Origin of the sequence: Amycolatopsis taiwanensis DSM 45107, from assembly GCF_000519205.1 — a bacterium.
Classification (GTDB): domain Bacteria; phylum Actinomycetota; class Actinomycetes; order Mycobacteriales; family Pseudonocardiaceae; genus Amycolatopsis_E; species Amycolatopsis_E taiwanensis.
Map to the genome: position 1 here is coordinate 54,611 of NZ_JAFB01000033.1, position 19,398 is coordinate 74,008.

At 70.4% G+C, this 19,398-nt stretch carries 17 protein-coding genes; 15 read left to right on the forward strand and 2 right to left on the reverse strand.

Features of this window, described 5'->3' with window-relative positions:
* The first annotated feature begins 1 nt into the window (after nucleotide 1).
* Genes A3CU_RS0125200 through A3CU_RS0125210 form a run of 3 tightly spaced genes read left to right on the forward strand, consistent with a single transcriptional unit; the run spans nucleotide 2 to nucleotide 4,282 of the window.
* A complete protein-coding gene (locus A3CU_RS0125200) occupies nucleotides 2–1,135 on the forward strand; it encodes an acyl-CoA dehydrogenase family protein (protein ID WP_027944641.1) in 1,134 nt (377 codons plus the stop codon).
* Nucleotides 1,136–1,160: 25 nt separating this feature from the next.
* Entirely contained in the window at nucleotides 1,161–2,774 is a 1,614-nt protein-coding gene (casG, locus tag A3CU_RS0125205) for a steroid-24-oyl-CoA synthetase (protein ID WP_027944642.1), read from the forward strand.
* Nucleotides 2,774–4,282 carry an acyl-CoA carboxylase subunit beta gene (locus A3CU_RS0125210; RefSeq protein ID WP_027944643.1) on the forward strand — a complete coding sequence of 503 codons (1,509 nt, stop codon included), beginning with the start codon at nucleotides 2,774–2,776 and terminating at the stop codon, nucleotides 4,280–4,282. The genes casG and A3CU_RS0125210 overlap by 1 nt, the downstream gene beginning before the upstream one ends.
* Nucleotides 4,283–4,321: 39 nt before the next feature.
* Here the strand turns inward: A3CU_RS0125210 and A3CU_RS50620 are convergent, their stop codons facing one another.
* Nucleotides 4,322–5,566, reverse strand: coding sequence for an HNH endonuclease signature motif containing protein (locus tag A3CU_RS50620; RefSeq protein WP_342668930.1), 1,245 nt, complete (start codon nucleotides 5,564–5,566; stop codon nucleotides 4,322–4,324).
* A 317-nt stretch (nucleotides 5,567–5,883) separates the two neighbouring features.
* Between A3CU_RS50620 and A3CU_RS46545 the strand changes: the two genes are divergently transcribed.
* A complete protein-coding gene (locus tag A3CU_RS46545; protein WP_052372140.1) occupies nucleotides 5,884–6,564 on the forward strand; it encodes a PIG-L deacetylase family protein in 681 nt (226 codons plus the stop codon).
* Here the strand turns inward: A3CU_RS46545 and A3CU_RS0125225 are convergent.
* On the reverse strand, nucleotides 6,515–7,051 hold the full coding sequence (locus A3CU_RS0125225) for a dTDP-4-dehydrorhamnose 3,5-epimerase family protein (RefSeq protein ID WP_027944644.1): 537 nt from the start codon (nucleotides 7,049–7,051) through the stop codon (nucleotides 6,515–6,517). The two genes, A3CU_RS46545 and A3CU_RS0125225, sit on opposite strands and share 50 nt — an antisense overlap.
* A gap of 79 nt (nucleotides 7,052–7,130) precedes the next feature.
* Here A3CU_RS0125225 and A3CU_RS0125230 point away from each other — a divergent pair, with 79 nt between their 5' ends.
* The 11 genes from A3CU_RS0125230 to A3CU_RS0125280 all read left to right on the forward strand — a co-directional run bounded on the left by A3CU_RS0125230 (nucleotide 7,131) and on the right by A3CU_RS0125280 (nucleotide 19,356).
* Complete coding sequence (locus A3CU_RS0125230; RefSeq protein ID WP_027944645.1) at nucleotides 7,131–8,222, forward strand: class I SAM-dependent methyltransferase; 1,092 nt, start codon at nucleotides 7,131–7,133, stop codon at nucleotides 8,220–8,222.
* 193 nt (nucleotides 8,223–8,415) lie between these two features.
* Nucleotides 8,416–9,657: a class I SAM-dependent methyltransferase gene (locus A3CU_RS0125235; protein ID WP_084143725.1), complete on the forward strand. Its 1,242-nt coding sequence runs from the start codon at nucleotides 8,416–8,418 to the stop codon at nucleotides 9,655–9,657.
* Between the two features lie 29 nt (nucleotides 9,658–9,686).
* Nucleotides 9,687–10,484, forward strand: a complete 798-nt coding sequence (locus A3CU_RS0125240; protein WP_027944647.1) for a glycosyltransferase family protein — start codon at nucleotides 9,687–9,689, stop codon at nucleotides 10,482–10,484.
* 2 nt (nucleotides 10,485–10,486) lie between these two features.
* Entirely contained in the window at nucleotides 10,487–11,506 is a 1,020-nt protein-coding gene (locus A3CU_RS0125245; protein ID WP_027944648.1) for an NAD-dependent epimerase/dehydratase family protein, read from the forward strand.
* Nucleotides 11,507–11,580: 74 nt separating this feature from the next.
* Nucleotides 11,581–12,459 carry a glycosyltransferase family 2 protein gene (locus A3CU_RS0125250; RefSeq protein WP_027944649.1) on the forward strand — a complete coding sequence of 293 codons (879 nt, stop codon included), beginning with the start codon at nucleotides 11,581–11,583 and terminating at the stop codon, nucleotides 12,457–12,459.
* Nucleotides 12,456–14,627 (forward strand): glycosyltransferase, encoded by a 2,172-nt coding sequence (locus A3CU_RS50030; protein ID WP_052372141.1) that lies wholly within the window; start codon nucleotides 12,456–12,458, stop codon nucleotides 14,625–14,627. The genes A3CU_RS0125250 and A3CU_RS50030 overlap by 4 nt, the downstream gene beginning before the upstream one ends.
* A 173-nt stretch (nucleotides 14,628–14,800) precedes the next feature.
* A complete protein-coding gene (locus tag A3CU_RS46555; protein ID WP_245617323.1) occupies nucleotides 14,801–15,193 on the forward strand; it encodes a DUF1616 domain-containing protein in 393 nt (130 codons plus the stop codon).
* Nucleotides 15,190–16,416, forward strand: coding sequence for a lipopolysaccharide biosynthesis protein (locus A3CU_RS46560; RefSeq protein ID WP_245617324.1), 1,227 nt, complete (start codon nucleotides 15,190–15,192; stop codon nucleotides 16,414–16,416). The genes A3CU_RS46555 and A3CU_RS46560 overlap by 4 nt, the downstream gene beginning before the upstream one ends.
* A 257-nt stretch (nucleotides 16,417–16,673) precedes the next feature.
* Complete coding sequence (locus A3CU_RS0125270; protein ID WP_245617326.1) at nucleotides 16,674–18,578, forward strand: hypothetical protein; 1,905 nt, start codon at nucleotides 16,674–16,676, stop codon at nucleotides 18,576–18,578.
* The gene (locus A3CU_RS0125275; protein WP_027944651.1) at nucleotides 18,575–19,126 is read left to right on the forward strand and encodes an acyltransferase; all 552 of its coding nucleotides are present in this window, start codon (nucleotides 18,575–18,577) and stop codon (nucleotides 19,124–19,126) included. The genes A3CU_RS0125270 and A3CU_RS0125275 overlap by 4 nt, the downstream gene beginning before the upstream one ends.
* Complete coding sequence (locus tag A3CU_RS0125280) at nucleotides 19,123–19,356, forward strand: hypothetical protein (protein WP_027944652.1); 234 nt, start codon at nucleotides 19,123–19,125, stop codon at nucleotides 19,354–19,356. Before A3CU_RS0125275 ends, A3CU_RS0125280 begins: the two co-directional genes overlap by 4 nt.
* Nucleotides 19,357–19,398: the final 42 nt, after the last annotated feature.

The window sequence follows — 19,398 nt, forward strand, 5'->3', positions numbered from 1 at the left end:
GATGCGATTCGAACTCGACGACGACCTCCGGGCGGCGCGCGACCTCGCCGAGCGGATCTTCGCCGACCAGGCGAGTGTTGAGCGGGTCAAGGCGGCCGAGGCGGCCGGCGGATTCGACCGGAAACTGTGGCAGGTGCTCGCCGAGGCCGGCGCGCTCGGCATCCCACTGCCGGAGTCCGCCGGTGGCAGCGGAATGGGGCTGCTGGGGCTGGTCACGCTGCTCGAGCAGCAGGGGCGCCGGGTCGCTGGAGTGCCGTTGTGGCCCGCGCTGACGGCGGCCTCGGCAGTGGCCCGGTTCGGCGGCAGTGCGCAGGTCGAGCGGTTGCTGCCCGCGTTCGTCGACGGCTCGACGATCCTCACCGCCGCGATCGAGGGCACGGTGGGCCGGCCGGTGGCGGCGCGGGCAGTCCCCGACGGCGACGGACTGCGCCTGCACGGCGACCTCGGGCCGGTCCCCGCGGCGGCCGTCGCGGACGCCGTCGTCGTCGCGGCCGGGCTGGAGTCCGGCGAGATCACCGTGGTGGTCCTCCCCAAGAGCAGGGAAGGGGTCGTCGTCACCGAAGTCGAAGTCACCAGCCGCGAGAGCTACGCGAACGTGACACTCGACGGTGCCCGAGTATCCACAACGGACGTTCTGTCCGGTGACGGACGGGAAATCCTGGCATACCTACGACGCTGCGCCCGGATAGCGCTTTCCAGCGTGCAGATCGGGGTCTGCGGTGAAGCGCTTCGGATGACCGCCGCGTACACGTCCGAACGGATCCAGTTCGGACGTCCACTGTCGACAAATCAGGCCGTCGCGATGCGCGCAGCGGACGCGTACCTGGATGTGGAGCAAATCCGGCTCACCACCCAGCGCGCCGCGTGGCTCGCCGACGCCGGCCGGGAGCGGGAGTCCGAGGCGGCGGCGCTGGTGGCCAAGTGGTGGGCTTCCCGGGCGGGGCTGCGGGTCGTGCATGCGACCCAGCACCTGCACGGCGGCATCGGCGCGGACGTCGACTACCCGATTCACCGCTATTTTCTGTGGGGCAGGCAGATCGCGTTCTCACTGGGCAGCGCCGAAGCGACAGCCGCCGAACTGGGTGATGTCCTGGAGACCCTGGACGCCGAAACCATGATCGGGGCGGCCAGTTGAGCCTGATCGAGAGGATCTGATCGGCGTGACCACTCGTGAGGAAGCGCTTGCACGGCTCACCGCGCCCGGTGCGCGATTCGAGATCCGTACCGAGGACGTGCTGGGCGAGCCGATGTCCGTCTTCGCCAACCGGCAGCGCGCGCTCACCGAATTTCTGCTTACCTCCAAAGAATTCGGTGACCGCCCCTACCTCGTGACCGAGGGCCGGACGATCACCTACGCCGAGCACTACGACGCGGTGGCCGCGCTGGCCGCTGCGCTGCGTGCGGAATTCGGAGTCGGCAAGGGAGATCGCGTCGCGATCTGCTCCGCGAACAACCCGGAGTGGATCATCGCGTTCTGGGCGATCGTGTCGCTCGGTGCGATCGCCGTCGGGATGAACTCTCGGTGGGCCGGCCCGGAGATCGAGCACGGTATCGCGCTGACCGAGCCGACACTGCTGATCGCCGATGCCCCGCGTCGCGTGCTCGCCGGCGAGCCGGGCATCCCGGTGCTCTCGGTGGAGCGGGACCTGTCGGCGCTGATCGAGCGGCACCGCGGCGCGCGACTGTCCGATGTGGAAGTGCACGAGGACGATCCGGCGGTGATCCTGTTCACCAGCGGCACCACCGGCCGCCCCAAGGGCGCGACCCACTCCCACCGCAATGTGATCGCCGCGTGCTGGTTCTATCTGCTCAACGACGCGATCGCGGCAGAGCTGGGAAATCCCCCGTCGGATCGGCGCTTTCTCCTTGTCACGCCGTTGTTCCATATCGCGGCACTGCACAATCTCGCGGTGATCCGGCTGCTCGTCGGCGAAACGGCGGTCATCCACCTCGGCCGGTTCGACATCGACCGGATACTGCGGTTGATCGAGGCCAAGCGGGTCACGAACTGGGGCGCGGTGCCCACGATGCTCGCCCGGCTGGTGGACCACGACCTGTCCGGATACGACCTGAGTTCGCTGCGGACGATCACGGTGAACAGCGCCCCGTCCTCGCCGGCACTGCGGGACCAGCTGCGCAGGGCACTTCCCGAGGCCGGCCGCTCGCTGGGTACCAGCTACGGCCTGACGGAGTCGTCCACGGCCGCGACGCTGGCCACGGCGCAGGAACTGCTCGACGATCCGCAGACCGTCGGCACGCCGGTGCCCACCATGCAGGTCGAGGTGCGCGACCCCGACGGGAACCGGGTACCCGACGGCACCGAGGGGGAGATCTGCCTGCGCGGGCCGCTGATGATGCTCGGCTACTGGCGTGCCCCCGAGGCGACGGCGGCCTCGACCGCGCCCCATCGCTGGTTCCGCACCGGGGATCTCGGCACGATGGTCGACGGGCACCTGCGGATTTCGGCCAGGCGGTCCGACCTGATCCTCCGCGGCGGCGAGAACGTCTACCCCGCGGAGGTGGAGAACCGGCTGGCCACCCATCCCGCGGTGCGGGAATGCATCGTGCTCGGGGCGCCGCACGCGGATCTCGGTGAGGAGGTCGCCGCCGTCGTGGTCGTGGCGCCCGGCGCGCGCGTCACCGAAGACGAGCTGCGCGACCATGTGCGGGCTGGGATCGCCGACTACAAGGTGCCCTCTCGCTGGCGGATCACCACGCGGGAGCTGCCCCGCAACGCCACCGGCAAGGTGAACCGCAAGCAGGTCGAGTTGTAGTGAACGACAACCGGCAGGCCTGGCAGCCGTTGCTCGACGAACTGCGGCAGCGGCGGGCGGCCGCGATGGCCATGGGCGGTCCGGAAAAGCTCGCCAAGGTCCGGGAAGCGGGCCGGCTCGATGCCCGGGCCCGCATCGACGCGCTCGTGGACGCGGACAGCTTCGTCGAGCTGGGAACGCTCGCCGGGGACGGCACGATTCCCGCCGACGCGTTCGTCGCCGGCTCGGCGACGATCGACGGCCGGCCGGTGTTGGTCGGTGCCGAGGATTTCACCGTGGCCGGCGGCTCCATCGGGACCGCGGCGGCCTCGAAGCGCACCAGGCTGGCCGTGCTGGCCCGCCAGGAACGGGTGCCGCTGGTGATGATGGCCGAAGGCGCCGGGCACCGCGCGACCAACGCGCTGTCCGCGCATCGCCCGGCACCGAACGACCTGCAGGCGCTGGCCGACCTGGCCGGCATCGTCCCGACGGTCACCGTGGTCACCGGCCCGTCCGCGGGGCACGGCGCGCTGGCGGCTCCGCTTTCCGACTTCACGGTCATGGTGGCCGGCGACGCCTCGCTGTTCACCGCCGGACCGCCGCTGGTACACGCGTCCGTCGGGGAAAACGTGGACAAGGAGGAACTCGGTGGCAGCGCGGTGCACGCCGAGATCAGCGGCGTCGCCCAGTGCGTGGCACCGGACGTGCACCAGGCACTGGCCGCGGCGCGCCGGTACCTGTCCTATCTGCCCTCGAACGCATGGCAGCCCCCACCGTTCTCCGGCGGTGACACGGGCCCCCGCACGCTGGATACGCTCCTGGAGATCGTGCCGCCGAACGCGCGCCGACCGTACGACATGCGCGCGGTCTGCCATGAGCTGGCCGACGCCGGATCGCTGTTCGAAATACAGCCCGGCTACGGCCCATCGCTGATCACCGCGTTGTGCCGGCTCGGCGGCTGCCCGGCCGTCATCGTCGCGAACCAGCCCATGGTGCTCGCGGGCGCCATCGACGTCGCGGCCGCGGAAAAGGCCGCCCGGTTCGTGGAACGGATGGCGGCGTTCGGCCTGCCCCTGGTGATGCTGGCGGACAACCCCGGAGTACTGGCCGGCAGCGTGTCCGAACGCGCCGGAATCCTTCGCTCGTCCGCGCGGATGTTCGCCGCACAGCACCGCGCCGCGGTCCCGAAGTTGCACGTCACGTTGCGCAAGGCCTTCGGGTTCGGCAGCTCGGTGATGGGGATGAACTCTTTCGACGCGCAGACCGTCTCGCTGGCCTTTCCCGGGGCCACGCTCGGCGGCATCCCGGCGGCGGTCGGTGGCGCCACCGCGAAGGCGGACGAGCGGACCCGGCGAGAACTGATCGAGACCGAGGCGGCGGGACCGTGGCGGCTCGCGGGTTCGGTCACCTACGACGAGATCATCGACCCCCGCGAGCTGCGCAACGCCCTGCTCGCCGGACTGCGGCTGGCACGGTCCAGGCTCACCGGCGCCCGGGAGCCCGTCCGCGGCACCGGTTACCTGCCCTGAGCGTCCGGCCCGCCAAGCCGGAGTCGGCCTGCTATGGGGTCAGTAGGGCGGTTCTTGGGTGTCGTCGCGCGGGTCGTCCTTTGTGGACTCGTCGGGATTTCCGACGGACGGTTTGAGGATGGGTTCTGGCCGGGTCGTGTGGCAGCGTCCGGTGGGAGTTGTCACCGTCAACTCGCCCGTCGCCTCGTCGAGGTGGAAGCCCCATTCGTCGGCGTCCTTCAAGCGATGGTGCGCACGACATAGGCAGATGAGGTTGGCTTGCGAGGTGTGCCCGTTCTTGCCGCGCCGGTAGTCGCGGTGGTGATCGACATCGGAGCGCTGGGCGGGTCGACGGCAGCCAGGCGCCCGGCATTCACGGTCGCGTACCCGGACGAGCTCGTCCAATGCGGCGGGCGGCCGGTACCGGGTACGACCGACATCCAATACGGCACCCGAGACTGGGTCGCACGTGACCTTGCGCCACACACTGTTCGGATCGGCCATGATCTCCCTGGCGATCTCGCCAGGGATCGGGCCATGTCCAGATAGTTCGCATCCGGTGTCGGTGATGCCCAACGCCGCATCGATGGGCACATGCACATACACCTGAGCGAGCACCCCGGGTAGTCCCTCGTGCTTACCCAACACCAGATCCGCCAGCACATCGGCCCTCAGCTGATCAAGCGTGCGTTCCTCGTCCTTGGTCTTCAACCTACGGGCGATACCGTCCACCCGGGCGTAGATCGCGCTGGCGATTTCGGCGGGGAGATACGCCCAGAGCGAAGCCATTCCCTCCTCAGCGTGCACCAGTTCGACCCGGCGATCCTTCCGATGCTTCTTCGCCCGCTCCGCATACCCATCAGGGTCGACCGCGCACACCGCATCCCGCGCGATCCTCCGCACCTTCTCCGAATCCTTGCCCGCCAGCCGCCCGGCGATCCGCTCGTCCACCTCACGGGCTTGTTCATCCGACAGCGCCGCGGTCACCTCACAAACTTTTCCCGCGGTACGCAGGTCGATCTTGCCATTCTCCATCGCCGTCAACAGTTTCGGCAGCCGAGTGGTCAACACCTCCGCCGCACCGACCAGGCCCGCGGCGGCCTGTCTGCTGACCGACAGTTCGAGCGCGACTTCATCGGCCACCCACCTCGTATGACCCCGAATCCGGCATAGTCGGGCGATAGCGTGCACCTGGGCGGCCTCGGCCCGGCATACCGCTTCCCGTGCGACGGCCATGGTCTCTACCGCAGCCCGGTCGGACATGCGCGCGATATCGTCGCCGCACAGCGAAAACAAGTCATACATCACGGGAGAGCCCTTCACTCGGCGACAGGGTATCAATAGTTTATCGACCAAACGATCGACAGTCCATCGAACAAAACGTTAAAACCGTTACCCGACGGCGTCATGAGTGACCCGTTACTGTCGAAAAACGGTACGAACGGCCCACTCGTGCATCATCTGAAAACTGGCGGCCGACAGCGAAACCGGTCACCAACCCTCGTCCACAGCCTTCTTTTCGGGTGCGGCCCAAATTTCGACCCAATGGTCGACGTGATCAAGAGATCATCTAGTAGACCACCGAAATCGCTCACCACGGCCGCCGTACTAGGCTCGTCGCCGTGATCTCCTTGCGACTGCCCGGAATCCGCCGTGTAGCGGTGCTCGCCGCACACTGCGACGACATCGCCATCGGCGCCGGCGGCACCCTGCTCACCTTGTGCACCGGCCGTCCGGAACTGTCCGTCCACGCGCTTGTGCTCGCCGGCGGCGGCACCGCGCGGGAGGCGGAGGAACGGGCCGCGCTGGCGGACTTCTGCGCCCCGGCGTGGGTCGAGGTCACCGTGCTGGACCTGCCGGACGGCCGGATGCCGGCGCACTGGTCGGCGGCGAAGGACGCGATCGCGGCGCTGCGTGCGCGTGTCGACCCGGACCTGGTGTTCGCGCCGCACCGGCGTGACCACCACCAGGACCACCGGCTGGTCGGCGAGATCGTGCCGCAGGTCTTTCGTGACCACCTCGTACTCGGCTACGAGATCGCCAAGTGGGACGGCGACCTGACCCAGCCGTCGGTCTACCAGCCGCTCACCGGGCCGGTCGCGCGCCGCAAGGCCGAACTGCTCGGCAAGCACTACCCGTCACAGCACGGCAAGGACTGGTACACCGAGGACGCCTTCCTGGGCCTCGCTCGCCTGCGCGGCATCCAGCAGCACGCCGGCTATGCGGAAGCATTCCACGTGGAAAAGCTGGCGCTCACCCTCGAAGCTCCCGCCACGGCGGAGCCGCCGCATCCCGCGCGCTGACGGTGGTGACCGGAAGTGGCCAGGCTATCGCGAGGTCCGGGTCGTCGTAGCGGACGGCGATGTCCTCGGAGGGATCGTGGGGACGGTCGATCCGGTAGCAGACGTCCGCGGTCTCGGTCAGCGCCTGGAATCCGTGCAAAAGCCCGGGAGGCACGTACAGATGCGTGAACTCCACGTCGTCGAGGCGCACCGTGAGGTGCCTGCCGAAGGCTGGGGAGCCGGGGCGGATGTCGACCACCACGTCGAGCACCGCGCCGTGCGCGCAGCGGACCAGTTTCGCTTCACCGCGGCCGGACCGGCCGTGCAACCCGCGCACCACGCCCCGGCGGGTGCGCGACTGCGAGTCCTGAGCCCGCGGCCCGAGGTCGATCCCGTGCTCGGCCCCGATCGCGGCGTCGAAGGTCCGGATGAAGAAGCCGCGCTCGTCGTGGTGGGGCACGGGGGTCAGCAACAGGACCCCCGGCAGTTCGGTTTCCTTGATCTGCACCGTGCTCGCTCCTGTCGATGCCGCGGGTGACGCTGCCGCGCCCCATCCGGAAAGTCGTGACCAGGGAAGGAAAGTTACCGTGCCAGCTTGCCGAGCCTGTGGGGGAACCGACGGCGAGGTCGTGCTCGACCTCGGCGCGCAGCCACCCTGCGACCTGTTCCCGCCCGCCGCCGACCCCGGGCCGGATCCGCTGTTCCCGTTGCGGATGTGGCTGTGCGCGGCCTGCTCGCTGGCCCAACTGGTGGAGGATCCCGGCACCCGCGAGGAGCCGGCCGGGGTGGAGCCGCGGGCGCTGACCACGCAGGCCGCCGACGCGGTGCGGACCCTGCGGGAGGCCGGACTGGTCCGTCCCGGCGCGACGGTGGCGGAGTTCGGCAGCCCGCACGGCGGCTCGTGGCTTCCGCTGCTGCGCGAAGCCGGCATGCGGGAAGCGCTTCCCGGCGAGCCCGCCGACCTGGTCGTGGACTGTTTCGGGATGATGCACGAGGCCGACCAGCGGGCCGCGATGGCGGAGCGCGCCGCGCGGCTGGCCCCCGGTGGCGCGCTGCTCATGCAGTTCCACTCGCTCGCCTCGATCCTGGCCCAGCACCAGTGGAACGCCCTGCGCCACGGCCATTTCGCCTATTACTCGACCCCGGCGGCGATCACGCTCGCCACCTCGGCGGGGCTGCGGTCCGGGCGCGGCTGGACCTTCCCGCTCTACGGGGGAACGGTCCTGCTGGAGTTCCGGGCTGCCGCGGTGCTCGACGAGGAGCTGGACGACGAGGTGGCGCGAATGGTGCGTGCGGAACTCGCGGCGGGCGTCACTTCTCCGGCGCGGGTGGCCGGACTCGCCCGGGAAGTGGTTCGGACCTGCGATCGCCTGCGGGACCGCCTGGTCCGCTGCGCGGAAGACGGAAGACAGGTGATCGGATACGGCGCCGCCTCCCGCGCGGTCGTGTTACTCCGGCAAGCTCAAATCGATATCGATCTGTTGCCGGCGATAGTCGACATCTCGCCGGCCAAGCGCGGCCGGCGGATGCCGGCGAGCGGTATTCCCATTGTCGGGCCGGAGATTCTCACCGAGGCGCGACCGGACGCGGTACTGCTGTTCGTGCCCGATCTGCTGCCCGAGGTGCGGGCCGCCAACCCCGTGCTCGACGAGGCCGGCTGCGCCTGGATCCTCGCCTGATCTCCCTGGTCAGGGGCTACGCGCGGGGCGGATTGCTCCGCCCTCGGGCACCCGGTTCTCGGGGCTTGGACCGCTTGGCTCAGACCGGTCATCTGGTTGCGAGTAACGCGAGAGCCTGATCCGCCTATAGTCACCGTGACGTTCGAGTCCCGGAAGCAACCCGGGGATGTGCCACGGGGGTGTCACCGCGACTATGCCGACTGACCAGGGACTTACCTGCCGCCTGTGCGGGTCGGGTGAGTTGCTGAGCGTGCTCGATCTCGGCGCCAGCCCGCCGTGCGAGTCCTTTCTGGCCGAGTCCGAACTCGACCGGCCGGAACCGACCTACCCGTTGCACCTGCGGTTGTGTGGCAGTTGTCACCTCGCACAAATACCGCCGCTGATCGATCCGGCCACCACGTTCAGCGAATACGCCTATTTCTCGTCGTTTTCCAGTTCCTGGCTGGCGCACGCGGAAACCTTCGTCGACGAGGCCGTGGACCGCCTCGGCCTGGACGGCGGCAGCTTCGTGGTCGAGGTCGCCAGCAACGACGGCTACCTGCTGCGCAACGTGGTCGAGCGCGGGTTGCGGTGCCTGGGCATCGAACCGTCGGTCAACGTCGGGAAGGCCGCCCGCGAGGCAGGGGTGCCCACCCTGACCGCGTTCCTGGACTCCGGCACGGGTGCGGCCGTGCGGGACGAACACGGGCCCGCGGACCTCGTCGTGGCCAACAACGTCTACGCGCACGTTCCGGACATCCGCGGGTTCACCGCGGGGCTTCGCGCCCTGGTGGCCGACGACGGCTGGGTCTCCGTGGAGGTGCAGCACCTGCTCAGCCTGATCGAGTCGACCCAGTACGACACGATCTACCACGAGCATTTCCAGTACTACACCGTCGCCACCGCCCAGCGCGCGCTGGCGACCGCCGGGCTGACCGTGGTCGACGTCGAGCGCCTGCCCACCCACGGCGGCTCCATCCGGTTGTGGGCGCGGCCCGAAGCGGCGGCCGGCCCGCCCAGCGAGCGGGTGCATGCGGTCCTCACCGCGGAAAAAGCGGCCGGTCTGCACGAGATGTCCGGCTACACCGATTTCGCCGCGCGCGTCGCCGAGGTCCGCACCGACCTGCTGGACTTCCTGATCCAGGCCCGGCGCCGCGGGGAGCGCGTCGCCGGGTACGGCGCTCCGGGCAAGGGCAACACCCTGCTCAACCACTGCGGTATCCGGCCGGACCTGCTGCCGTACACAGTGGACCGGAACCCGTACAAGCAGGGCCGGTACACGCCCGGTACCCGCATCCCGATCTTCGCCCCCGATCGGCTCGCGCACGACCGGCCCGACTACGTGCTGGTGCTGCCGTGGAACCTGCGCGCCGAACTGACCGAGCAGTTGGCCTATGTCGCCGAGTGGGGCGGACGCCTGGTGTTTCCCATTCCTCGCCTGGAGGTGGCTCCTTGAGCACCGGTTCGCCCGAGCCGTCGCACGGCCTGAAGGTCGTGCTGTTCTGCGGCGGGTACGGCATGCGGATGCGTAACGGCCCCGCCGACGACGTACCCAAGCCGATGCAGATGGTCGGACCGCGCCCGCTGCTGTGGCACGTCATGCGCTATTACGCGCATTTCGGGCACCGGGACTTCGTGTTGTGCCTCGGCTACGGTGCGCACCACATCAAGGACTTCTTCCTCACCTACACCGAAACCGCGTCCAACGATTTCGTGTTGCGCGACGGCCGGGTCGAGCTGCTGTCCACGGACATCAGCGACTGGCGGATCACGTTCGTGCACACGGGAATCGAGTCCTCGATCGGCGAGCGACTGCGGCGGGTTCGCGAGCATGTCGCGGGCGAGGAGATCTTCCTGGCCAACTACGCCGACGTGCTCACCGACGCGCCGCTTGACGTCATGATCGACAACCTCGCCGCCAGTGACGCGGCGGCGTCGATGATGGTGGTGCCGCCACAACTTTCGTTCCACTGCGTCGAACTCGACGACAACCGCGTGCGGTCGATCAGCTCGGCGAACCGGCTGCCGGTGTGGGAGAACGCAGGGTATTTCGTGCTGCGGCAGGAGGTTTTCGATCATCTGCCGGAGAACGGCGATCTCGTCGAGGACGCGTGTGGCGCGCTGGCCCGGAGCGGGCGCCTGATCGCCCACCCGCACCGCGGCTTCTGGCAGCCCGCCGACACGTTCAAGGAACGCGCCGCGCTCGACGCCGCGTACGAAAGCGGCGCGCGCCCGTGGATGTTGTGGGAACAGCCGGGTGCACGAGTGAGGGTGGGCACATGACCATGCGGGTACTGCTCACCGGTCATCAGGGCTATCTCGGTTCGGTCATGGCGCCGGTGCTGCGCGCCGCCGGCCACGAGGTGGCCGGGCTGGACTCGGGACTGTTCGCCGACTGCGTGCTGGGGCCGCACCCGGCGGACCCGCCCGGCGAAGCGGTGGACCTGCGCGACGTCACTCCGGACCGGCTGGCCGGGGTGGACGCCGTGGTCCACCTGGCCGCGCTGTCCAACGACCCGCTCGGCTCGCTCGAACCCGAGCTCACCTACCAGATCAACCACACCGCCTCGGTGCAGTTGGCGAAGCTGGCCAAGGATGCCGGCGTCCGCCGTTTCCTTTACGCGTCAACGTGTTCGGTCTACGGCGCGGCCGGTGACGGCCTGGTCGACGAGGACGCCCCGCTGCGGCCGGTGACGCCCTACGCCGAGTCGAAGGTGCGGGTCGAGGACGATCTCCATGACCTCGCCGACTCCGGGTTCAGCCCGGTGTACCTGCGCAATGCGACCGCGTTCGGCTTCTCGCCACGCCCGCGGGCCGACATCGTGCTCAACAACCTGGTGGGCCATGCCGTGCTCAGCGGAGAAGTGCGGGTGCTCTCCGACGGCACCCCGTGGCGCCCCCTGGTGCACGCGCTGGACATCGCGGGCGCGTTCGCGGCCGCGTTGACCGCCCCGGTCGAAGCGGTCCACGACACGGCCTTCAACGTCGGCACCGAGACCAACAACCTGACCGTGCGCCAGATCGCCGAAGCGGTGGTCGAGGCCGTGCCGGGTTCGCGCCTGGTGATCACCGGTGAGGCCGGCCCGGACCCGCGCTCCTACCGGGTGGACTTCTCCCGTATCCGGGCCGCACTGCCCGGCTTCGAGGCGCGCTGGACGGTCGGCGCGGGTGCCCGGGAGCTGGCCGATACCTATACCCGGCATGGGCTCACCGAGGCCGGGTTCCGAACCCGGTACACCCGGCTGGCGTGGCTGAAGGCACAACGGGAGAAAGGCGGATTACGGGCCGATCTCCGGCGAACCTGAAGCGGCCCCGAGGCGTCCGTTTCGGTGAACGACTTCCGCGCCAACCTTTCCCCCGAGCCACGCGAGGACGACCAGTGACCATTACCGACACGGAAAGACCGCTCGCGGCTGACGCCAACGAGTTCGACAACCTGGCGGACGCGATCGCCCACGCGGCCGCCTGCCCGCCGCGCCGGGGCCCCGACCCGCGCGTCTCGGTCGTGGTGCCGGCGAAGAACGAGGCGCCCAACCTGCGCGAGGTACTGCCGGAGTTGCCGCCGGTGCACGAGGTGATCGTCGTCGACGGGCATTCCCACGACAACACCGTGGCGGTGTCGCGGGCGGCTCGGCCGGGCGTCCGGGTCATCCAGCAAACCCGGCGGGGCAAGGGAAACGCGCTCGCTTGTGGCTTCCTCGCGGCCTCGGGCGACGTCATCGTGATGTTCGACGCGGACGGTTCGGCAGATCCCGCCGAGATCGAGCGGTTCGTCGGGGCGCTCGTCGGGGGTGCGGACTTCGCCAAGGGAACGCGGTTCGCGCCGGGCGGTGGCAGCCACGACATCACCGGCCTGCGCGCGGCCGGCAATCTTGGCCTGAACCAGTTGAGCAACACGCTGTTCGGGGGCGGGTTCACCGATCTTTGCTACGGCTACAACGCGTTCTGGCGGGACCTGGTACCGCGGCTGGCGCTCCCGCCGGTGTTCGGCCCGCCCGGCGACACCATGGTGTGGGGCGACGGTTTCGAGATCGAGACGGTGATCAACTGCCGGGTGGCCGCGCTGGGTCTGTGGATCACCGAGGTGCCCAGCGTGGAGCGGCGGCGGCTGTACGGCGACACGAACCTGCGCACGTTCAGCGACGGGGGCCGGGTGCTGCGCACGCTCGTCGCGGAGTGGCAACGGGTCGGGCAGCAGCGGCGCACCCGGCGGTTCGGCAGCTTCACCCCGGCGTGGGAAGCCGAAGGTCTGGTATGAGCGGGACTGTGGACCTGACCACCTCCGTGGTCATCTGTGCCTACACCGAACGCCGGTGGTACGACCTGGTCGAGGCGGTGGATTCGGTGCGCGAGCAGAGCGTGCCGCCCGGCGAGATCATCGTCTGCATCGACGGCAACCCGGACCTCGCCGAGCGCGCGGCCGCGGAGTTCGTCGGGGTCAGTGTCATCGAGAACACCGGCAAACGCGGGCTGTCCGGCGCGCGGAACACCGCGATCGACCTCGCCAAGGGCGAGGTGATCGCCTTCCTCGACGACGACGCGGTGGCCGCGCGCGACTGGCTCGAACAACTGCTGCTCGGCTACCGCGACGCGCGGGTGCTCGCGGTCGGCGGCGCGGCGCGGCCGGAGTGGCCGGCGGGCCACCGGCCGGAGCTGCTGCCGGGCGAGCTGGACTGGGTCGTCGGCTGCACCTACATCGGACAGCCCACAGAGGACACTGAAGTGCGGAACCTCATGGGCTGCAACATGTCCTTCCGCCGTGAGGCGTTCCAGCTGGCCGGCCGGTTCGCCGAGGACCTCGGCCGGGTCGGCCGCACCCCGCTGGGCTGCGAGGAGACCGAGCTGTGCATCCGGCTGCGGCAGGCCTCGCCGGGCTCGGTGATCCTGTTCCGGCCCGACGCGGTGGTCGGCCACCGCGTCACGCCCGACCGGCTCACCTGGTCCTACCTGCGTCGCCGGGGTTGGGGCGAGGGCATCTCCAAGGCCCAGGTGTCGCGGACGGTCGGCGCGGACGCGGCCCTGGCCACCGAGCGCGACTACCTGCGCAAGGTGATCCCGGCCGGGCTCATCCGGGAGCTCGCGCGCGGCCGCGTGTCCGGGGCGCTCGCACTGGGCACGGTGGTGTCCGCGACCGCGGCCGGGTACCTGCGCGGCGCGGTCGCCGGGCAGCGGCTGCGGATCCGGCCGAGCCTGCCGAGGCTGGTGCACGGCCCGATCCACGTGTCTACTGTGGACGCTTCCGGTGCGCCGGCCGAGCTGTCCGTGCCACCGCGCACGGTCGGCACCTACCGGGCCGCCCAGGTGCTGGTGCGCGACGGCCGCCGGACCCTGGACGTCGTGCTCCTCCCGGTGCGGGACGGCACGGTGCGGCTGGACCCGGTCAACCGTGGCGCGGTGGACAGCCCGCCGTGCCCGGCGTTCGACCGGCCGCTGATCAGCGTCGTCATCCCGACCGCGCACCGCAAGCAGCAGGCGGTCGCCAGCGTCCGGGCGGCGCTTCAGGCCGGCTACCCGAAGCTGGAAATCCTGGTGGTGGACAACTTCCCGCCCGAACCGGCCGGTGACGCGTGGCTGCGCGCGGAGGTCGAGGCCCTCGGCGCCCGCTATCTCGTCGAGCCGAGCAAGGGCGTGAGCGTGGCGCGCAACAGCGGCGCGCGGGCGAGCAGCGGTGAGCTGATCGCCTTCGTGGACGAGAACATCAGTGTCGAGCCGGGCTGGTTCGACGCCGTCTCCGAGGAGTTCGCCACCGATCCGTCGGTGGGGTGCGTGACCGCGCTGGTGCTCCCGGCGAGCCTGGAAACCGACGCGGAGGTGCTCTTCGAACGGCTCAAGGGCTACAGCCACACCGTGCAGCGGCAGCGGCTCAACCGCGAGACGGCCCGCGAGGACCCGCTCTACCCGCTGTCGATGGCGCGCTACGGCCCGGGCAGCTGCACCACCTGGCGCCGCGACACCTTCGAGCGGCTCGGTGGGTTCGACCCGTTGCTGGGGCCGGGCACCCCGGCGATGGCGGGGGAGGACCTGGACCTGTTCGTGCGCTTGGCCCGGGCGGGCGGCACGGTGGTGTACACCCCGCACGCGGTCGCGCGGCACACCCACCGCGCCGACTGGCTCGAACTGCGCGAGCAGATGCGCGGCTACGGCGTGGGCCTGTCCTCGATGCTGGTGCGTTCCGTGCTGCGCCAACCGGTCGTGGTGTTCTCGATCCTGCGCCGGGTCCCGCGCGGGCTGTCGCGGCTGGCGTCGCGGACACCCGAACTCCCGCTGTCGGACCGCGCGGCACGCGCCCGGCTGCGGCAGCTCCGCCGCGACGAGCGCTACGGGATGATCGAGGGCCCGCTGGCGCTGGCCCGCTCGTGGGTGGCACGACCCCGCGGGCAGACCGGCGGTGATACGCCCTCCGCCAAGCCGCGGCAATCAGGGTGACGACCACGCGCGCCCTGTCGACACGGTCAAGGGGGTCTGGGGGCGGAGCCCCCACCGGACACTGTCGCGCGCAAACCCGCGGAGAAACAGCAGTGACCCGGTTTTGCGGGCGCTGGTGCCATCGGTGAACATTTCCATGGCCGCGCGCAGACTCGCGGAAGAGAGGGGAGCCCGTGGGCGAGCAGCTGAGGATCCGGCGGATCACCGCCTACTGCATGCTCGCGGTGTGCGCGATGACCGTGCTGATGATCGTCGCGGACTTCACCAACCCGGTCCGGACCCCGGTGGTCCTGCTGTTCGTCCTCACCGTTCCGGGCTGGTCACTGATCTCCTACGTGAACGTGCGCCATCTGTCGGTCACCTGGATCAGCGCGGTCGGCCTGTCGCTTTCGGTGTGCATCGTCCTCGCGCAGTTTCTGGTACTGACCAAGTTCTGGCACCCGGAGGCCGCCCTGGCGATCCTCGCCTGCGTCTGTGTCCCGCTGCTGGCGCATCACGTGCTGCGTTCCCAGTTGCCGGCCGTCGCGCGCGAAACACCCGGTGAGCCCGCGGCCGGTGCGCCGTGACGGAGACCTCGGAGACCGCGGAGACCTCGGCGCGCGGGATGACGGCCGACGGGCTCGCGCTCACCGCGAGCGCGGCGGTGACCGCCGCCGCCGGGATGATCGGGTGGGTGCTCGCCGCGCGGCTGCTGCCGCCCGCCGAAGTCGGCGATACCTCCGCGTTCGTCTCGGGTTTCCTGCTCGTTGCCGGAATCGCCGAGCTCGGGCTCGGACCCGCCGTCCTGCGCTGGCTTCCCCGCGCCGGCCACCACCGGCGCCGGTTGCTCGGCCGGGGCTACCTGGCGGTGCTCGCGGGCAGCCTGGTCGCCTCGGCGGCGTTCGTGCTGGTCCCGGCGGGCGCGGACGTCGTACACCGGGTGCCCGCGGGCCTGGCGCTGTTCCTGCCCGCCGCGGTGGGCTGGACCCTGTTCCAGTTCCAGGACTTCGTCCTCACCGGCCTCGGCAAGGCGCGCTGGGTGCCGGTGGAGAACGGCGTGTTCAGCGCGCTGCGGCTGGCGTTGCTCGGCGCCCTTGCCCCGGCGCTGGGCGCGCTCGGGCTGGTGCTGTCCTGGGTCGTGCCGACCGTGCTCGGGGTGCTGGTGGTGACCGTGCTGGTGTACCGGCGGGCACGGTCTGGACAGGCCGCGGTGGGTATGCTGCCGGACCGGCGCGAGGTCGTGCGGCTGCTGGCGCCGGCCTATCCGGCGATGCTGTGCGTCGTCGTGCTCTACAACGTGGTGCCGCTGATCGTCCTGCACCGGTTCGGCTCGGCGGCGAACGCGGTCTTCTTCGTGGTCTGGACCGCGATCAACGCGCTCGACGTGGCCGCCACGTCGTTCGTGAACCCATTGGTGGTGCGCCTTTCCACGGAACCGGGGCAGGCCCGGGCCCTGGTGACGAAGGCCGCGGGGCGGCTGGTTCTGGTGTTCGCACCCGTGCTGCTCGCGGGCGGCCTGCTCGCCGGGGTGCTGCTGACGATCTTCGGGCCCGACTACACCCAGGGTGCGGACCTGCTGCGCATCCTGCTCGCCGCGCAACTGCCCCGGCTGGTGGTCATCGTCGGCGTCGCGGTGCACCTGGCGGCCGGGCGGGGCCTCGGTGTGGCACTCCCGCAGGCCGCCACCGCCGCCGCGGCGATCGGGCTCGCCTCGCTGATGCCCAGCGAATTCGCCTTCGGCGTCGGCATGTTCGTCACACAGGCCGTGCTCGCCGTGATCGTGCTGCTGCACCTGCGAGGGCGCGCGTGAAGGGGGTTTGGGGGCGTGCCCCCAAGCGGGGTCTGGGGGTTGCACCCCCAGAAGGCACAGGGGTTTGGGGGCGTGCCCCCAAGCAGGATCTGGGGATTGCACCCCCAGAAGGCACAGGGGCTCGGGGGCGTGCCCCCCAGCAGGTTCCGGAGGCTGCACCCCGAGCGCGCACAGGGATCTGGGACGCGCCTACCCGGTTCCTCGGCCCGATCGGGAAACGGCGCGATCCGGGCCAGAAGCCGAGTACTCCGGCGCCGTTGAACTCGCCGACCCGCTACATCCCCGTGCTGGGCCGGCTCACGCCCACGCCACCGTCCGCCGAACCGAAACCGCCCGACACCCCCGAGCAGCCGCGGCGCCAAGGCCGCGGGGCGCGTCCGGCGCTGCTGGCCGACCCGTTCTTCGGGCCGGGGCTCGCCGCGGTCTCGGTCATCCTCTGGATCATCGGGCTGCATCCGGTGGCGCCGGAGCAACTCGGCGGGGCCGGACTGGTCGCCGAGTTGTCCGTACCGCTGCTGCTGTCCTACCCGCTGCTGGTCGCCGCGGTGGTACTGGAGTTGTTGCGCTACCAGCCGCGCAACTGGGTCTTGTCGTGCTACACCACGCTCGGCGTTCTCGGCGTCTACGCGCTCCAGCCGGCGGTGGAGCAGGTGGCGCGGTTGCCGGTGGCCTGGCTGCATGCGGGATTCGCCGACTACATCGCCACCCACGGTGACATCCTGCACAACTACGACGCCCGGTTCTCCTGGGCGGGCTTCTTCTCGCTGGTCGCGATGATCACCAAGGCGGCCGGGTTGCCCAACGCGATCGGATTGCTCAACTGGGCGCCGGTCGTCCTTTCCGGATTGTCCGTGCTCGGGGTGCGGGCGATGGCGGTCTCGGCGCTGGGCAACCGGCGGGCGTCGTGGCTCGCGCCGTGGATCTTCCTCGCGGCGAACTGGACCGAGCAGGACTACTTCTCCCCGCAGGGCACCGCCATGGTGCTGCTGCTGGCCGCGCTCACCCTGACCTTCCGGCACCTGGTACGTCCCCGGTTGACCGAGCCGGTGAAGGCCCGGCTGCGTGCGCGGCTGGCGCCCCGGTCCAGTCCGAAGGCCCGGCTGGTCGCGCAGGGCGCGGTGGTGCTGATCGGGCTCGCCCTGGCGGTCACCCACCAGCTGACGCCGTTCCTGCTCGGCGCGTTGCTGTTGTTACTGCTGCTGTTCGGGCGGCTCTGGTCGGCCTGGTTGCCGTTCCTGGTGCTCGGCGCCGCCGTGGTGTGGTTTTCGCTCGGCGCCTCGGAGTTCTGGAGCGGGCAGCTGATCCAGATGATTCTCAGCCCGCTCGGCGACCTTTCCTCGTCGGTGGACCAGGGCATCGTCAGCCGGTTCGCCGGCGACATCGGGCATCTGGTGGTGCTGGTTACCCGGATCGGCATCTGCGCCTTCGTCGTGCTGCTGGCCGCGGCGGGGATCGTGCTGATGCGCCGGGATTCCCTGCGGTCGTGGCTGTTGCCGGCGCTGTGCGTCTCGCCGTTCGCGATCGCCGTCGCCCAGCCCTACGGCGGCGAGGTGTTCATGCGGTGCTTCCTGTTCGCACTGCCCCTGCTGGCGTTGCCCGCGTCGATCGCGCTGGAACGGGTGATCACCTTGGTGCGCCGGCTGCGGTGGCGGAGCCGCCCGTCGCGCACGATCGCGCTGGTCGCCGTCCCGTGGGTGGTGATCACCGGGCTGATCGCGGGCACGGTCACCGCGCGCGGCGGCAACGACGCCTACACCAGCTTCACCACCAGCGACATCGCCGCCGCCACCTGGGCGGTCGAGCGGGCACATCCCGGGCAGCGGGTGGACTCGCTGGTCAACTCGGTCCCGTTGTCGTTCCTGCGGGTCGGCGAGGTGTCCCAGTACGAAGTGGACGGTTACTGCCCCAACCTGGGCAACCTGCCCACCCTCGTCGACTGCATCCGCACCGACGGGCCCGACTATCTTGTCCTCACCGGACCCCAGTTCGCCTACCTGAAGATCTTCGATCAGGTGCCCGCCCACTTCGGGGAGGAGCTGACGGCGCAGCTGGAGGGCACGGGTCTGTACCGGATGGTGTTCCGCGACGGCACCTCGATGGTGCTGGCGCGGGCCACGCCGGCGCAGGAGGTCGTCACGGGCAGCGGTGGAGGAACGGGTTGAGCGAGCAGGGTGGGCTGGGCCGGACACTGGCCAGGCAGCTCTACATCGAGTTGTGGTCGGTCACGATCGGGACGTTCGTCAACGGGGTTCTCGCCAGTTCGCTGGTGCCCAGGCCGCTGCGGCTGGCCGGGTACCGGGCGCTCGGCGGGCGCATCCACTCCGGCAACATCTTTCCCGGACTGCGGGTGATGGGGCCGTTGCGGAACCTGGAGATCGGGCGGCGGACCTTCCTCAACCACGGGTGCTACCTGGAGACCGTGGGGGAGATCCGCATCGGGGAGGGCTGCCAGTTCGGCCCGCAGGTCATGATCGTCACCTCGCATCACGACCGCCTGCCCGACGGCACGGTGTCCCGGGCGCCACGGCCCCGGCCGGTGGTGATCGGTGATCGGGTGTGGGTCGGCGCGCGGGCGCAGATCCTGCCCGGCGTGCGTGTCGCCCCCGACGTGGTGATCGCCGCGGGCGCGGTGGTCACCCGGGACTGCCCGGTGCCGGGCGTCTACGCCGGGGTGCCGGCCCGGCTCGTCCAGCCGGAGCCAACCCGGTGAGCCTGGCGGATGTGCTCACCACGATCACCGCGGTACTCGGGGTGGCGCTGCTGATCGTGCTGATCGTGCGCACCGTGCTCAAGGAACTCGCGGTGGGCCGCCGCTCCGCGGACACCGCGACCGCGCGCACGGGGCGGATTCGCACGCTCGACCTGGTCGCCGTGCTCCTCACCGTCCTCACCGCGGTCGGCGCCATCTGGCGGATCGTCGTGGGGCTGGTGCCGTCCTGAAGGAACAGAGAAAGACATGAGTAGCCCTGAGTCAAGCCGCGG

What these genes read in the sequence shown, in the direction of transcription:
- A3CU_RS0125200 (WP_027944641.1), top strand. Translation starts at nt 2, where the DNA reads ATGCGATTCGAACTCGACGACGACCTCCGGGCGGCGCGCGACCTCGCC.
- A3CU_RS50620 (WP_342668930.1), bottom strand. Translation starts at nt 5,566, where the DNA reads ATGTATGACTTGTTTTCGCTGTGCGGCGACGATATCGCGCGCATGTCC.
- A3CU_RS0125235 (WP_084143725.1), top strand. Translation starts at nt 8,416, where the DNA reads ATGCCGACTGACCAGGGACTTACCTGCCGCCTGTGCGGGTCGGGTGAG.
- A3CU_RS0125245 (WP_027944648.1), top strand. Translation starts at nt 10,487, where the DNA reads ATGCGGGTACTGCTCACCGGTCATCAGGGCTATCTCGGTTCGGTCATG.
- A3CU_RS50030 (WP_052372141.1), top strand. Translation starts at nt 12,456, where the DNA reads ATGAGCGGGACTGTGGACCTGACCACCTCCGTGGTCATCTGTGCCTAC.